The organism is Scrofimicrobium sp. R131, assembly GCF_040256745.1.
Lineage (GTDB): Bacteria > Actinomycetota > Actinomycetes > Actinomycetales > Actinomycetaceae > Scrofimicrobium > Scrofimicrobium appendicitidis.
In genome coordinates, this window is sequence record NZ_CP138335.1 from 1685410 (window position 1) to 1700728 (window position 15319).

The 15319-nt window shown below is 66.1% G+C and carries 13 protein-coding genes; 9 read left to right on the forward strand and 4 right to left on the reverse strand.

Annotated features, from left to right (window positions below):
- Position 1 precedes the first annotated feature (1 nt).
- The gene (gatA, locus tag SAC06_RS07790) at positions 2 to 1522 is read right to left on the reverse strand and encodes an Asp-tRNA(Asn)/Glu-tRNA(Gln) amidotransferase subunit GatA (RefSeq protein ID WP_350257735.1); all 1521 of its coding nucleotides are present in this window, start codon (positions 1520 to 1522) and stop codon (positions 2 to 4) included.
- Positions 1522 to 1818, reverse strand: a complete 297-nt coding sequence (gene gatC, locus SAC06_RS07795; protein WP_350257736.1) for an Asp-tRNA(Asn)/Glu-tRNA(Gln) amidotransferase subunit GatC — start codon at positions 1816 to 1818, stop codon at positions 1522 to 1524. The genes gatA and gatC overlap by 1 nt, the downstream gene beginning before the upstream one ends.
- A gap of 133 nt (positions 1819 to 1951) precedes the next feature.
- Here gatC and SAC06_RS07800 point away from each other — a divergent pair, with 133 nt between their 5' ends.
- Positions 1952 to 3217 carry a phospholipase D-like domain-containing protein gene (locus SAC06_RS07800; RefSeq protein ID WP_412766216.1) on the forward strand — a complete coding sequence of 422 codons (1266 nt, stop codon included), beginning with the start codon at positions 1952 to 1954 and terminating at the stop codon, positions 3215 to 3217.
- On the opposite strand, the gene ligA is transcribed toward SAC06_RS07800, so the two are convergent.
- Positions 3214 to 5550, reverse strand: a complete 2337-nt coding sequence (ligA, locus tag SAC06_RS07805) for an NAD-dependent DNA ligase LigA (protein WP_350257737.1) — start codon at positions 5548 to 5550, stop codon at positions 3214 to 3216. The genes SAC06_RS07800 and ligA overlap by 4 nt on opposite strands.
- 195 nt (positions 5551 to 5745) lie before the next feature.
- Here ligA and SAC06_RS07810 point away from each other — a divergent pair, with 195 nt between their 5' ends.
- Both SAC06_RS07810 and SAC06_RS07815 read left to right on the forward strand, forming a co-directional pair.
- Positions 5746 to 8610 (forward strand): FtsK/SpoIIIE domain-containing protein, encoded by a 2865-nt coding sequence (locus SAC06_RS07810; RefSeq protein ID WP_350257738.1) that lies wholly within the window; start codon positions 5746 to 5748, stop codon positions 8608 to 8610.
- A gap of 154 nt (positions 8611 to 8764) precedes the next feature.
- Positions 8765 to 9013, forward strand: a complete 249-nt coding sequence (locus SAC06_RS07815; RefSeq protein ID WP_350257739.1) for a WhiB family transcriptional regulator — start codon at positions 8765 to 8767, stop codon at positions 9011 to 9013.
- Between the two features lie 70 nt (positions 9014 to 9083).
- Here SAC06_RS07815 and SAC06_RS07820 read toward each other — a convergent pair whose 3' ends face one another.
- Entirely contained in the window at positions 9084 to 10544 is a 1461-nt protein-coding gene (locus SAC06_RS07820; RefSeq protein ID WP_350257740.1) for a sensor histidine kinase, read from the reverse strand.
- Between the two features lie 57 nt (positions 10545 to 10601).
- Between SAC06_RS07820 and SAC06_RS07825 the strand changes: the two genes are divergently transcribed.
- Genes SAC06_RS07825 through SAC06_RS07850 form a run of 6 tightly spaced genes read left to right on the forward strand, consistent with a single transcriptional unit; the run spans position 10602 to position 15208 of the window.
- Positions 10602 to 12074, forward strand: coding sequence for a leucyl aminopeptidase (locus SAC06_RS07825; RefSeq protein WP_350257741.1), 1473 nt, complete (start codon positions 10602 to 10604; stop codon positions 12072 to 12074).
- A 53-nt stretch (positions 12075 to 12127) separates the two neighbouring features.
- Entirely contained in the window at positions 12128 to 12619 is a 492-nt protein-coding gene (locus SAC06_RS07830) for a DUF2505 domain-containing protein (RefSeq protein ID WP_350257742.1), read from the forward strand.
- 25 nt (positions 12620 to 12644) lie between these two features.
- Positions 12645 to 13067, forward strand: coding sequence for an OsmC family protein (locus SAC06_RS07835; RefSeq protein WP_350257743.1), 423 nt, complete (start codon positions 12645 to 12647; stop codon positions 13065 to 13067).
- A gap of 2 nt (positions 13068 to 13069) precedes the next feature.
- On the forward strand, positions 13070 to 13870 hold the full coding sequence (locus tag SAC06_RS07840; RefSeq protein ID WP_350257744.1) for a thymidylate synthase: 801 nt from the start codon (positions 13070 to 13072) through the stop codon (positions 13868 to 13870).
- Positions 13867 to 14406, forward strand: a complete 540-nt coding sequence (locus tag SAC06_RS07845; RefSeq protein ID WP_350257745.1) for a dihydrofolate reductase — start codon at positions 13867 to 13869, stop codon at positions 14404 to 14406. The genes SAC06_RS07840 and SAC06_RS07845 overlap by 4 nt, the downstream gene beginning before the upstream one ends.
- Positions 14399 to 15208, forward strand: coding sequence for a Cof-type HAD-IIB family hydrolase (locus SAC06_RS07850; RefSeq protein ID WP_350257746.1), 810 nt, complete (start codon positions 14399 to 14401; stop codon positions 15206 to 15208). Before SAC06_RS07845 ends, SAC06_RS07850 begins: the two co-directional genes overlap by 8 nt.
- Positions 15209 to 15319 lie beyond the last annotated feature (111 nt).

Genomic DNA, 15319 nt, shown 5'->3' on the forward strand with positions numbered 1-15319 from the left:
GTTACTCTCCTTCGCCTACGTTGGCGCTCCAGTCGGCCGCTGGGCAGTGAGCGGAAATATCCTCAGACAGGTCCTCAACCAGCTGAGCCACCCGGTACATCAGGGCATCCTCCTTGGCGGGGGCAACCACCTGGAAGCCAACCGGCAGGCCCTCTTCCGTCCGGCCGTTCGGGACGGACAGGGCCGGCACCCCGGCCATGTTGGCCGGCACGGTAGCGGCATCGTTCAGGTACATGGCCAGCGGGTTGTCGATCCGCTCCCCAATGTGGAAGGCGGGGGTCGGGGTCGAGGGGGAAACCAGGACGTCACACTCGGCGAACACCCGGTCAAAGTCGCGCTGAATCAGGGTCCGAACCTTCTGGGCCGCCCCGTAGTACGAGTCGTAGTAGCCCGCTGAAAGCACGTGGGTTCCCAGGATGATCCGGCGCTTCACCTCGTCGCCAAACCCGGCTTCGCGGGTTGCGGCCATTACCGATTCCGCGGTGACCGGGCCGTCGGTGGGCTCAACCCGCAGGCCGTAGCGCATCCCGTCGAAGCGAGCCAGGTTCGAGGACGCTTCCGCGGGCATGATCAGGTAGTAGGCGGCCATGGCGTAGTCGAACGAGGGGCAGGAGACCTCGATGATCTCCGCTCCGGCGGCGCGGAGCTGGTCCACGGTCCGCTCGAACGCGGCCAGCACCGGGGCGTCGTAGCCTTCGCCGGAGAGTTCCTTGACAATTCCGATCCGCAGGCCGGAGGCATCCCGGTTCGCCCGGGCCTGCTCGGCCGCGGCCGCTACCGCCGGAACCGGCTCGGGCAGCGAGGTGGAATCCAGGTGGTCGTGTCCGCCGATCAGCTCCTGGAGGGCGGCCGCATCGGCCACATTCCGGGCAACGGGACCGATCTGGTCCAGCGAGGACGCCATCGCCACCAGGCCGTAGCGGGACACCCCACCGTAGGTGGGCTTGACCCCGACGGTGCCGGTGAAGGCGCCCGGTTGGCGAATCGAGCCGCCCGTGTCCGAACCCAGCGCCAACGGGGCCAGATAGGCGGCCACCGCAGCGGCCGAGCCGCCACCAGAGCCACCGGGGATCCGCTCGGGATCCCAAGGATTGCGGGTCACCCCAAAAGCCGAGTGCTCGGTGGAAGAACCCATGGCGAACTCGTCCAGGTTCGTCTTGCCCAGGATCGGCAGGCCCGCCGCACGCAGCTTGGTGACAACGGTGGCGTCGTAGGGCGGGATCCACCCGGCCAGGATCCGGGACGAGCAGGTGGTCTCCAGCCCGTGGGTGACAATGTTGTCCTTGACGGCAATCGGCACGCCCGCCAGCGGGTGCAGCTCTTCGCCGGCAGCCCGGCGTCGATCCACTTCCGCCGCCTGTGCCAGCGCGCCCGCCTCGTCCACGGTGATGAAAGCGTTCAGGTAACCGTTCAGCTCGCCAATTCGATCCAGGCAGGCCTGGGTCAGCTCAACCGAGGTGATGGTGCCGGCCCGCAGCTTGGCGGCCAACTCGAGGGCAGATTCTTTCAGCAGCGGGTTCATCAGTCTTCCTCCAACATCTGCGGGACCATGAACTGGCCGGCTTCCGAGGCGGGGGCGGCCGCCAGCACCTCGTCCCGGTTCAGCACCGGACCGCGCACATCGGCGCGCATCACGTTGGTCAGGGGCAGCGGGTGCGAGGTGGCAGGGAGGTCATCCGTGGCCACTTCGGACACTTTGTCGATGGCGGAAGTGATCACATCTAGCTCACCGGCTAGACGCTCGATTTCTTCCTCCGTTAGGGCAATGCGGGCCAACTGGGCCACGCGCGCGACTTCATCAGCGGAGAATTTTGACATGACCGTTATTCTAGTCCCCCACCGCGCGGCCACGGAATCGTGTTCGTCACCGCCCCAACCACCCACCTGACCAGGGAGAACCTGGCCTGAGTATCTGCGGGCGAAGCTGGGGCTTTGACCCTAAACTGTGGTCATGGAACCCAAGCGTCGTCGCCGCCAGCGCCCCAAGCTGCGCAAGTTCATCAAAGGCGTCCTGCTGACCACCTTTTCGCTGCAGTTGGTAGCAGTGACCGCAGTGCACATGCTGGACCGGCTCCGCAAAGCCCGGGTCCCCGGTGGCGTCACCGGATTTCCAGCCCTGCACCCCTCGGACACCGCCGTGAGTGAGGATGTGGTCCGGACTTACACCGAGGGGCAGTCGCTGTACCACGACATGCTGACCGCCATTCGCGGGGCCAAGGAACTGATTTTCTTCGAGACGTACGTCTGGCGGGCCGACCTGTCGGGGCAAGAGTTCAAGACCGCCCTGATTGAGGCGGCCGAGCGCGGGGTCGAGGTCTACGTCATTTACGACGGGTTCGGGTCTTTCCTGCAGAGCCCGCGGTTCAAGATGTTCCCCCGGATCCCCACCCTGCACGTGCACAAGCTTCCCGAAATCAGGTTTGGCCTGCTGACGCTGAACGCCCGACGGACGGGACGGACCCACCGCAAGCTCCTGGTGGTGGACGATCAGGTGGGCTTCATCGGCGGTTTCAACATTGGCGACGATTTTGGCACCGAGTGGCGCGACACCCACCTGCGGGTGATTGGCCCCTCGGTCACCGAACTGTCCGACGGCTTTGTCACCTTCTGGAACTTCCTGCGCCGGCGCCACGAGCCGGAACTGGAGGACCGCTACGCGTCCCCGTGGATGGCCGAGATCACCACCGCCTTCAACCTGCCTTCGCGGCTGCTGTTCCCGATCCGCGGGCTCTACCTGGAGGCCTTCGATCGAGCTCAGGACCACATCTACCTGACCACGCCCTACTTCATTCCTGACCGGGAGTTCACCGCAGGTCTGCTGGCGGCCGTGCACCGCGGCGTCCAGGTGCGGATCCTGATTCCCGAGTATTCGAACCACATTCTGGCCGACTGGGTTTCCCGCCCCTACCTGGGCCCGCTGCTGCGAGGCGGGGTGGAGATCTGGCTCTATCAGCACGCCATGATTCACTCGAAGACCATGACGGTGGACGGCATTTGGGCCACGGTGGGGACGGCCAACATCGACCGCCTGTCCATGATGGGCAACGCGGAAGTGAACATGCAGATCGTCTCCCCCGAGTTCGCCCAGCGGATGGAGGAAGCTTTCAACAACGACCTGACCACCGCCCGGCAGCTGACGCTGGCCGAATGGGAGCAGCGCTCCTGGTTGACCAAGTTCACCGAGGTGCTGCTGGGTCCCTTCAACCCGGTGGTTTAGGACTGGTTGGCGCGCGCCTCTTCGATGGCCACCTGGCCCCGGGCCAGCAGGTCTGCGAAGTGCTCCTCAGTCAGGACCGGGACTCCGAGGGCTTCGGCCTTAGCCACCTTTGATCCGGCCCCGGGTCCGGCCACCACCACGGCGGTCCGTTTGGAGACGGACGACGCGGCCTTCCCCCCGCGAGCCACAATCGCCTCTTTCGCTTCCTCCCGGTCAAACCCGGGCATGGCGCCGGAGACAACCACCGTTAGGCCCGCCAGCACCTGGGGAAGTTCCTCTACCTGCTGGTCGGCGAACCTGACCCCGGAGGCACGCCAGGCGTCGATGATCTCTCGGTGCCAGTCGACAGCAAACCAACCTTCCAGCGACTCGGCGATCACCTGACCAACCCCCTCCACCTGGGCCAGTTCCTCCCGTGTGGCCGCCTCGATCCGGTCCAGACTGGGCAGATGCTGGGCCAGGGCTTGGGCTGCGGTCGGGCCGACGTGACGAATCGAAAGGGCCACCAGTAGGCGCCACAGTTCCTTCGTCTTGGCGGCTTCCAGCTGCTCCAGCATCGTCACGGTGTTTTTGCGCGGAACCGACTGCACCGGAACGAACTTTTTCCCCTGTTTGCGCCAGGGTTGGGACCAGAAGTAGCGTACCTGGCGCCAGTCACCGGTGGGCACACCCTTCACGTTTACCGGTCGCCAAACCAGGACGTCAGCCAGGTCCTCCACCCGCAGGTCAAACACGTCTTTCTCGGAAGTGAGCACCGGCCCGGTTGGCGGGGGAAGGAGCTGGGCGGCCCGGTCAAACCGTTCCCCGTGAGGAATTAGTTCCGGCTGGGCCAGCGACAGCACCGTCCCGTCCTCCAGGGTCAGGGTGGCGCCGGTGGCCAGGGCGGCGATCACCTCGTCCCGGCCGGCTTCCGGTTGGGTCAGGGCCAACGCCGCCTCGTCCCCAAGTCCTTCCACGTCTAGTGCTCCGCGCGATCCGAGGTGCGCCAAGCGTTCGGTAATCTGGGCGGGACAGCCACCCGCGTTCGGACAGCGCAGGTCGATGTCCCCCTCTTTCGCCGGTGCCAGCTCCGTCCCGCAGGAGGGACACCGGGTCGGCATCACAAAGGGGCGTTCGGTCCCGTCCCGATCCTCCAGCACCGGTCCCACCACCTCGGGGATCACGTCGCCCGCCTTCCGGACGATCACCTTGTCCCCAATCAGGATGCCTTTGCGCCGGACCATCTCTTCATTGTGCAAAGTGGCGTGCTGCAGGTGAGAGCCGGCCACCAGGACCTTCTCGAAGATGGCAAACGGCGTGACCCGCCCGGTCCGGCCGACCTGCACCTGAATGTCTAACAGTCGGGTGAACACTTCCTGCGGCGGGTACTTGTAGGCCACCGCCCACCGCGGGGTGCGCGAGGTGAAACCCAGCTCCCGCTGCTGATCCAGGTCGTTTAGCTTGAGGACGATCCCGTCGATCTCATGTTCAATCTGGGCCCGCTCACTGCCAACCCGCTCAATCAGCGCCCGGGTCTGGTCAACCGTGTGCACGACCTGGGTGTAGGGAGAGGTCGGCAGGCCCCAATTGCGAAGCTGCTGATACCAACCCTCCTGGGTGGTGGGCGCAACGAAACCCGGGCCCGGCTCCACATAGCCGATTCCGTGGGCAAACATCGACAGCGGCCGCGAGGCGGTCACCGCCGGATCCTTCTGCCGCAGCGAGCCGGCAGCCGCATTCCGAGGGTTCACGAACGGGCGCTCATCCTGAGCCAACCGCTGGTCGTTGACCGATTCGAAGTCCTTCAGCAGGAAGAAGACCTCGCCGCGAACCTCCACCAGTTCCGGCCAGCCGCTGCCCTGCAGGCGGGCCGGAACTGAGGAGATGGTGCGAACGTTAGCAGTGACATCCTCCCCCACTTTTCCGTCCCCGCGGGTGGCAGCCTGGATCAGGCGACCGTTTTGGTAGGTCAGACTGACCGCCAATCCGTCGATCTTCACTTCCGCGGTGAAAGCCAGGTCCTCCCCGGGCCAATTGTCCGCCATTTTCCGCTGCCAGGCGGCCACCTCGTCCAAGGAGAAGACGTCTTCGAGCGAGTACATCTGCTCCCGGTGCACCACCGGGTCGAACGTGCTTTGTGCGGCCCCGCCCACGGTGGCGGTCGGGGAATCCTGTGAGGCCAACTGCGGGTACTGGGCCTCCAGTTCCGTCAGTTCCCGAAAGGCTGCGTCGTACTCAGCATCGGCCAAAGTGGGCTGGTCCAGGTCGTAGTACCGATGCCGAGCTTCCTCAATTAGGTCGGCCAGGTCACGCCAACGAGCCGCCGCCTCTGGGGGCACCACAGTTTCACTCATGGCCCTATTGTCGCATTGCCGACCGACAGGTTCGAGGGCTGGACCCCAACCGAGCACCGCGACCAGACCCGTCCCCATAGAGCCCGCATTTGCACCGGATGTGGCAGTTATCCACGAAGCGCCGGGCCCCCAGTTTTCCACCGACTGCCGATCGGGCTGCTGGCCGACCCGGGCTCGGTTCGACAGACTCGCAAAATGACCGAAGATTTGAGCCCGGCGCGGGCGCTCACCACCGCCCACCATCTGGCCTGTGTGTCCGGGCCCGATCGGGGCCTGGTGCTGCCCCTGGTTGACGGGGCCACCCTGGGACGCCAGACGGTGCCGACCTGGTCGGATCCAAGCGTTTCCCGCCTTCACGCCCGGGTTCGACTGGGTGGTAACACTCGGCGCGCAGTCGGGTGGCTGGTCCTTAGCTCCGGTCGGGAAGTGCCGCTTCGTCCGGGGCGAAAAGTACAGCTGGGCGCGGGGCAATGGCAGCTTCGGGCGCGTCCCACCAACCTCAGCTGGCCGAGCCCAACTCTTAGGCGGGCCGGCGGGGTCCGTCCGTGGCTCCGGTGGCTGCCTCTGCTGCTGATCGGCTGGTGGATTTGGCGTTATCTTCCCCTGTCACCCACGGTGTTGGCCCTGGCAGTAGGCGGCGCGCTCTGCCTGGGACTGGTCGGCAGGTGGGCGTGGCAGCTTCGGCGCCGCCACCGCTTGGATGGGGCGTTCTTGGCCCTGGTGTGGGCGGCTAACCGGTCGGCCCGTTCCCGGGATGGGCCGGTCGAGCCGGTGGCGGTCTGGACTGGAAGCTGGGGTCGCGGGAAACTCGGTCTGGCCCCGGGCGAGGCGGTTGGGGTCATCGGCACCGACGCCGGGGTGGCGGCGCGCTGGCTGGCGGTGCAGGCACTTGTCCAACGCGGCAGCCTCCGGTTGGACCGGGCAGCGGGCGACCAGGCCAAATGCGACCAGACCAGCGGCTATCAAGCCAACGGCGACCAGGCAGGAACCCTGGTGCTGTCGGACGAGAGGGGGCAGATCAGGCTGAGTTGGGCCCCAACCGTGGGTGAACTGCCCGAGGCGCCCGCCCGGCTGGTCCAGGTTTGCGCCCCGGTCGGTCCCCGGTGGTTGGAGCAGTTGGGTCGGGCCGAAACTGCCCCCAGTTCGCTCCCGAGCACGGTTTCGGCCACCGACTTGGGGTTGGACCTGTCGGTTGAGGCCACCGCGAGTCGGTGGCGGGACTTCACCTGGGACTGGGCGGTCCCGGTGGGTTTGAGTCCGGACCCTGAACCAACGGTTTTCACCCTGGACCTACCCGGTCAGGGTCCTCACGCCCTCCTGGCCGGGGCCACCGGCAGCGGCAAAACTGTGGCGCTGCAAACCTGGCTCTGGTCACTGGCGATTCACGTGCCGCCGAGTTCCCTTCGCCTAATTCTGATTGACTACAAAGGCGGCGCCGGCCTGCAACCGCTGCTGACGCTGCCCCACGTGGAGGTGGCGGTCTCAGACCTGGAAGTTGATCGGGTGGCCTGGGTGATCAGACGGCTCCGGCTGCTCCTGCAGGAGCGCAAAGCTCAACTGCGGGCGGCCGGATACGCCGATCTGCGCCAGTGGGAGGCGGCCCACCAGGAGGGCTTGGCCCCCTTGGCCCCAGCGCGGTTCCTGGTGGTAATTGACGAGTTTCAGGCCCTGGCCGAGGACCAGGCAGAACTCCTGGGTGCCTTCACCCGCCTGGCCACCCAGGGCCGGTCCCTCGGTTTGCACCTGCTGGTGGCCACGCAAAGACCCGGACATGCCATCAGCGCCGATCTGCGGGCCGCGATCGACCTGCGGATCGGATTGCGATTTGCAGAGGTGGCCGACTCGGTCGCAATCCTAGGGGACGGCCGCGGCGCCGAGCTACCCCGCAATCCGGGCGTGGCCTACTGCGGACCGAAACTACTGCAGTTTGCCCAATTGGGGCCGCTCCCATTGCCGGAGGTGCCACCCGGGCCCCGGACTAACTGGCCCGTTCCACTCCCGACCGTGCTGGTCTCCGGCCCGGACACTCCCCGGATGGAGCTGGGGGTACGGGAAGGGAATCCTGAACTGGTGCGGGTCAGCTGGGTGGGCGGAGCCCTGGCGATCGCCGCGCCCCGCTCGGCCCAGGCTGAGGTACAGACGTTGGCCCACCGCTACGGGGCTCAGCTGGCCCAGGAATCCGGATCCGCGCTGACCATCGTCAGCACCGGGGCGGAGGGCACCGTCGACCCGTCCAACCTGGCTGACCTCTCCTCCGTCCTCCTAGCGCTCGACCGGGGGGTGCCGGCCGTCCTGGTGGTGGACGACCTGGCGGCCGTGTCCCAAGAATTCGACCTGCACGGGTTGGGGTTGGAGTTTGCCCACCTGTGGCGAAGCCTGGTTCAACGGGCCGGTCCCCCAATCCACCGGATTGTCGCCGTCGACCTAGATGGAACTCCCGCGGGCAGAGCCCTGACCGACCGATTGTTTCGCCTGCCCACGCGCGAAGCCCTGCTCGAACCGGCCCTCCTGCGGACCCTGCCCCAGCTGGACCCGGACGGCACCGGAGTGGCTCTGAGCCGAGGTGAGGCGGTCTCCCCCACCGGCGGCCGGCTGGTGGCCTTGGGCCAAGGATTTCGCCCCGAAACCCCCGGCCCGTTCCTGCTGCAGACCTTCACCCGGTGGGACCGGACCCAGCCACCGGCAGCGCCGCCGCTGCACAGCCCGTGGCCCACCCGCTCGGCCCAGTTCTCCTGGCGGGAAGGACCCCAACTGGTGGCGACCACCCCTCGGCCGGGGCCCCTGGCTACCTGGCAGCTGCCTCCTGGCGCCGGTACCTGGCTCACCCAACTCGGTTTCACCGTGACTGAACTGTCGCAGTGGACCGGGGTGCTGACGCTGGGATCAACTCCGTTTCTCGCACTCGAACCGCCCCTGGAGCTGCTCCGATCTCTCGCCAACCGCAGTCCCGGCGCCGCCCTCTGGCTGCGCGCCCACTACCCGTATCCGCCCGGGTGCGGCGTAACCAACGTGGATGGAACCTTGAGTTTGGTCACCATCTTGGCCCCCAATACCCCCTGACCCGGGACCTAAGTCCATCCCGTTTCTGAGCAATTGCTTAAGCCATTTCACATTGGAATCCCCTTGCCCAAGTGATGATCGTCAACCAAACTTGAAGGCAATCAATCAACTACTGCCGCGAACTAACCTGCGTGGCCAACCGAGGAGCCTGCCGATGGACTGGCGTAGCAAAGCTGCGTGTTTAAGTGTTGACCCTGAGCTGTTTTTCCCGATCGGAAACACAGGGCCAGCAATCGCTCAGGCTGCCGAAGCAAAACGTGTCTGCGCCACCTGCGAGGTGCAGGAAGTGTGCCTCCAGTGGGCCATCTCGAACAATCAGGATGCCGGCGTTTGGGGCGGCATGAGTGAAGACGAGCGGCGCGCACTGAAGCGGCGCGCAGCCCGGGCCCGGCGCAACTCCTAGTTTGCGGCTCGCCCATCCCTAACAGCAGTGAGAAAGCCGGTCCTTCGGGGCCGGCTTTCTTCGTCTCTACCTAGCCCCGTTCGACGTTCAGGCGCAGGGTCACCACCGTGCCCCCATCGGGACCCGGATCCCAACTGATGTCCCCTTTGAGTTCGCCGGTGACCATCATGTTGACGATTTGAGTGCCCAACCCTCCCAGGGCTGAACCCTCCGTCATCCCCACCCCGTTGTCGGCCACCACGACGCAGAGGTCGTCCCCGCACCGCTCCGCCGAAATCGTGATCTCACCGCCCCGGTCCGGGAAACCGTGCTCTACCGAGTTAGTCACCAACTCGGTCAGGACCGTGGCCAGGGCCGCGGCCGCGTCGGCGGGTACCAGTCCGAACTTGCCGGTGACCTGCACGTCGACGTGATGAGAGGTGGAGGCCACCCCGGCCGCCATCCGCAGGATCGACTCGGCCACGTCGTCGAACGGCACAATCTCGTCCACGTTGTGGCTCAGCGCCTCGTGAATGGTGGCAATGGCCTCCACCCGGCGCCCCGCCTCGTACAGCGCCTGCTTCACTTCGGGTGAGTCCGATCGGCGCGACTGCATCCGCAGCAGCGCGGAAACCGTCTGCAGGTTGTTCTTCACCCGGTGGTGAATCTCCCGGATGGTGGCGTCCTTGGTCATCAGCTCCTGCTCGCGCCGGGCCGTTTCGGTAATGTCGCGGGTCAGCAGGACCGCACCCACGCGCCGCCCACTGCGGGTCAGCGGCAGCGCCCGCATGGCGATGGTCGCGCCGTGGCCCTCCACCTCAACCACCCAGGAGGCCCGCCCCATGGCCACAACCGCCAGCGTCTCGTCCACATTGTGATGGTTTCGAATCACCGAGGTCAGGTGCTCGGCCAGCACCTTGCCCTCCAGGTGGGGACCCACCCCCAGCCGGCGCATGCACGAGTTGGCGTTCGGAGTGGCCTCCAGCACCGCCCCATCGGCGCTGAGCAGGATCGCCCCGTCGTTGACCCGGGGTCCCCCGCGCGAAGCCATCGAAGGGCTGGACTCGTAGGGGTATTCGCCCAGGGTGATCATCTCGCAGAGCGCGTCGGCCGCCTGCGTGGTCCACTTGGCATGATTGGAGGAGTTCCCAAACGAAGAGAAGTTCCCCTCCCGGCTCAGGACAGCGATAATCCGCTCCTGATGCGCGATCGGAATGTATGAAGCAGACAGCGAGTACGACCCGGCCCACCGGATGTCGTTCGACTGGACGATCCGCCCGGAAGTAAAAGCTTCCCCCAGCATCTCGGCCCTGGTGGCGGGCGCGTGCAGCCCAACAATGTCATCCAGGTGAACGGTGGAGGAGGTGCCGGAACGGCACAGGGCCACCGCGACGAAACCGCCGTCGGAGTCGGGGAGCCAGAGCACCAGGTCGGAAGCAGCCAGGTCAGCCAGCACCTGCCAGTCCGCCATCAGCAGGTGCAGCCAATCCAGGTCGGCCTGTCCCAACTGCAGGGACGAGGATCGCTCCACTAATTCACCGAGGGTTCGCATGCTCCCAGCTTAGTGGGCGCGCCAACCTCCGCCCAAGCGGACCGGTAGGCTGGGATTATGAGACTCACAGTTGACGACAGCTTCGATCCGATTCCTTCTCTCTCGCACCTGCCCACCGTCGGGGTCACCGCCGCCGCTTCCGGCACCGAACCCGAGGCGCACCTGGTCCAGGCGGAGGCCCCCCTGCCCGCCGGCGCCCCCACCTGGGAGGAGTTGGCACAGGTTGGGTTCGAAGGCAAAGCGGGCCAGCGAGTGCTGCTGCCGGGTCAGCCGCTGCGAGTTCTGGTGGGAATCGACGAGTTCAGCTCGGCCGCGCTGCGGGATGCGGGCGCCACTGCCGCCAGCGCCGTCCCCCAGTCCACCAACCTGACGGTGCACCTGCCCGCGGCCATCAACCAGGCCATTCCCTCCGACCGGGCTCAACTGGTCCAGGCGCTAGCCGAGGGAGTCCTGCTAGCCCGCTACCGCTACACCCCGCTGAAGTCGGCCGACGAGTCGCCGGCTTTTGCCCACCTGACTTTGGTGTCCGACCAGCCCGAGGTGGCCGAGGCGGCCCGGCGCGGGGCGGTCATGGCCCGAACCACGAACCTGGCTCGCGATCTGGCCAACACCCCGCCGCGCCACCTCAATGCGGACCGGCTCGGCGCGGTGGCGGAGCGGCTCGGCCACAAGTTTGGGCTGACCGTGGAGGTGTTTGGGCCGGAGCAACTGGCCGACCTGGGCCTCGGCGGGCTGCTTGGCGTCAACGCCGGCAGTGTGGAGGAGCCCCGGATGATCAAAGTCAGCTACCGGGCCGGCGAGCGTCAACTAGCCCTGGTGGGGAAAGGCATCACCTACGATTCTGGCGGCTTGAGCCTGAAGCCGTCCAACCCGATGCACGCCCTGATGAAGTCCGACATGCTGGGGGCCGGCGCGATCCTGGCTGCGATGACTGCCCTTGCCGACCTGGAGGTCGACACTTCGGTCACCGCCTGGCTCATGTGCACGGACAACATGCCTTCGGGCAGTTCCACCAAGTTGGGCGACGTCCTCACCATTCGCGGCGGAACCACCGTCGAGGTGAAGAACACCGACGCGGAGGGTCGCCTGGTGCTGGCCGACGGTCTGGTATTGGCCGCCGAAAGCTCCCCGGACGCCATCGTCGACGTGGCCACGTTGACCGGCGCGGCGCTGGCCGCCCTCGGGCCGCGGTCGGCGGCACTGTTCGCCAACGACGACCACCTCGCCCACCTGGTGGAGGCGGCGGCCGCCAGCACCGATGAGACGGTTTGGCGCCTGCCGCTGGATGCGCGCTACCGCGACCAGCTCAAATCGCACGTGGCGGACCTGTCCAACATCGGCGGGTCGTACGGCGGCGCGATCCTGGCCGCTCTGTTCCTGAACGAGTTCGTCGGCGAGGTGCCCTGGGCTCACGTGGACATCGCCGGCCCCATGTACTCGGATCAGGATGACCTGTGGCGGGTCACCGGTTCCACCGGTTTCTCCGCTCGACTGCTGGTGGAGCTGGCACAGACTTTCACCACCCACTGACCCCAGACCCTGGGTAGAATCGATGCACGCAGGTCCAACGGGAGGAAAACTCAGTGCAATTCAGCGAAAAATATGAGTATCCAGCGGGTTTTGACCAAATCTGGGAGATGTACGCGGACCCCGAGTTCCACGCTCAGCGCCTGTCGGCTGCCCAGTTGGAGGAGGCAACCGTCAACGCGCACCTGGACGGCGACGACCTGACGGTTGAGCTTCGCGGCCAGGTCTCCCCGGAGGCCATTCCCGCCCAGGTGAGCCGGTTTGTCAAGGGACGACTGAGCCTGTCCCTGACGGAAACTTGGCATCGGACCGGCTCGGAAGCGACCGGACGGATGACGGTTGACATTTCCGGGGCTCCGGTCAAGATTGGGGCCGAGCTGGCCCTCACTTCCCCGGCTGCCGCCCTGACCGAGCGCGCCATGACCGGCGACCTGAAAGTCTCCATTCCCCTGCTAGGCCCCCGCCTCGAAAAAGAGGCTATGCGCTTCATTCCGATGCTGGTCAACGCCGAGTTGTCAGCCGCCGAAGCCTGGCTCAGTTCCCACTAGTCACCGACCCGAAAAAGGAGCAGCAGTGAGCGATAGCAACACCCCCACCGGACTATTTATTGAGCGAGTGGGCACCCGTCAGTACGCGGGGACCAACGATCGCGGCGCGACCATTTCGATCGGGCACGGCGAGGGACAGTGGAGCCCGGGAGAGCTGCTGAAGCTGGCGCTCCTGGGGTGCAACGCCATGTCGGCCGACTCGCGGTTGGCCCGAAGCCTGGGCGAGGACTTCCAGATGGGCGCCGTGGTGGACGCGGTCTACAACAAGGATGAGGATCGGTACGAGTCGATGTCGGTTGAGCTCATCCCCGAGTTCGGCGACGCGGACGAGGAAACGGTAGCCAAGGCGAAGAAGTACGGCCTGCTTGGAATTGACCGCTACTGCACGGTCGGACACACCCTGGACCACGTGGTTCCCCACACTGCCACCATCACCAAAGAGGACTAGGCATGAGCCCCGACCGGCAATACGAAGATCTGCTGGCCGACGTTTTGGCCCACGGCACCCGGAAGGAAGACCGGACCGGTACCGGCACCCTGTCGGTGTTTGGGCGCCAGCTGCGCTACGACCTGTCCGCCGGGTTTCCCGTCATCACCACCAAACGGGTTCACCTTAAGTCCGTGATTGGGGAGTTGCTCTGGTTCCTGCGGGGCGACTCAAACGTTTGCTGGTTGCAGGAGCACGGGATCCGGATCTGGAACGAGTGGGCCGACGAGAACGGCGACTTGGGCCCGGTTTACGGCGTGCAGTGGCGCTCCTGGCTCGGGGCTGACGGGGAAACCATCGACCAGCTGAGCGAGGTGCTGGACACCCTGCGCACGAACCCGGATTCGCGCCGAATGATCGTGTCGGCCTGGAACGTGGGCCAGCTGTCCCAGATGGCCCTGCAGCCGTGCCACGCCTTCTTCCAGCTGTACGTGGCTGACGGGAAGCTGTCCCTGCAGCTGTATCAGCGCAGTGCCGACCTGTTCCTCGGGGTGCCCTTCAACATCACCTCCTACGCGCTGCTCACCCACCTGCTGGCCGCCCAGGCCAACCTCGAAGTGGGCGACTTTATTTGGACCGGGGGCGACTGCCACATCTACCTAAACCATCTGGATCAGGTGCGGGAGCAGCTCTCCCGCGACCCCTACCCGTTCCCCCAGCTGCAACTGGCCCAGGCACCGTCGCTGTTTGACTACGACTTCGACGATATCGAGGTGGTCAACTACCAGCATCACCCCGCCATCAAAGGGGCGGTGGCGGTATGAGGTTCGCGTCCATTTGGGCCCAGGATCACCGCGGGGTGATCGGTTCCGGCACCGCCATGCTGTGGCGCGTCCCCGCCGATTCGCGGTTCTTTCGCCAGATGACGATCGGCTCTCCGGTGATCATGGGCCGCGCATCCTGGGAGGTGCTCGGTGAGCCCCTGCCCCAGCGAGTTAACATCATCGTCACCTCCCAGCCGGACTACCGGGCCGAGGGAGGCGTGGTCGTCCACTCGTTGGACGAGGCGTTTGAGCGGGGCCGGGCCGAGGCGGCTCGCCTGGGCTCGGACGTGGTGTGGGTTGCGGGCGGCGCAAGGATCTACCGCGAAACGATGGATCGGGTCGACGAGCTGGTTGTTTCTCAGCTGGACCTGACCGTGCCCGGCGAACTGGCCGATTTGGCTCACGTCCCGCCGGTGGATGAGCGCACCTGGCAGGTGGATCCCACCAGGTCTGACCCGGATTGGCGCGAACAGTCAGGGGATGCGCGGTGGAAGGTGATCACCTACGTGCGCCGGCCGAGCGAGCCCAATGACTGAACCGTATTTTCCTCCCGGCGCCCAGGTGCGCCTGGTGGCCTGCGACATGGACGGCACCCTGCTGGACGGCAATGGCGAGTTGCCCCCTCAGTTTTGGCCGCTCCTGGCCCGGCTCGAAGACCGGGGTCTGGTATTTGTCCCGGCCAGTGGCCGCCAGTACGCTGCTTTGACGCGCATTTTTCCCGCCGATGAGCTCGGTTTCATCGCGGAGAACGGTAACTACGTGGTCCTGCAGGAAGAGGAAGTTTTCGCCGCCGTTTTGGATCGCTCCCTGGTGGACGAGGTGGTGCTCCGGTTTCGGGGGGACGCGGGCCGGGACGCGGGCGTGGTTGCCTGCGGGAAAACCACCGCCTACGTGGAACGTTCGGATCGGGCTTTCCTGGACGAAGCTGGGAAATATTACGCCAACCTGGAAGTGGTGGAGCGGCTGGACCGGGTGGAGGCTGACTTCGTTAAGGTTTCCGTTTTTGACTTCAACTCATCCCAAACGACCTACGACCGCCTCGTCGACCTGAGCCAGCAATCCCAGGTGGTGCTGTCCTCCCCCCACTGGGTGGATCTGATGCGCCCGGGTGTGACCAAGGGGACCGGTCTGCGAGAGTTGCAGCGCCGCCTCGGGATCGGCCCCGACCAGACGGCCGTCTTTGGGGACTTCCACAATGATTTGCCGATGTTTGCCGAAGCCGACTACACCTTCGCCGTCGCCAACGGGCACGCTGATGTGCGCGCGGCCGCCCGGCGGGTGATCCCCTCCAACCGCGAGGGCGGAGTCCTCGACGTGCTGGCCACCCTGGCCGAATAGCTGAACTGGCCGGGTTCGGCGGCGGTTCCGGCGCAGGTCCGGCGGCGGTTCCGGCGCCCGAGCAACAACCGATAAATGGACACTCTCGGCACGGTCCCGGGCGATCGGCCA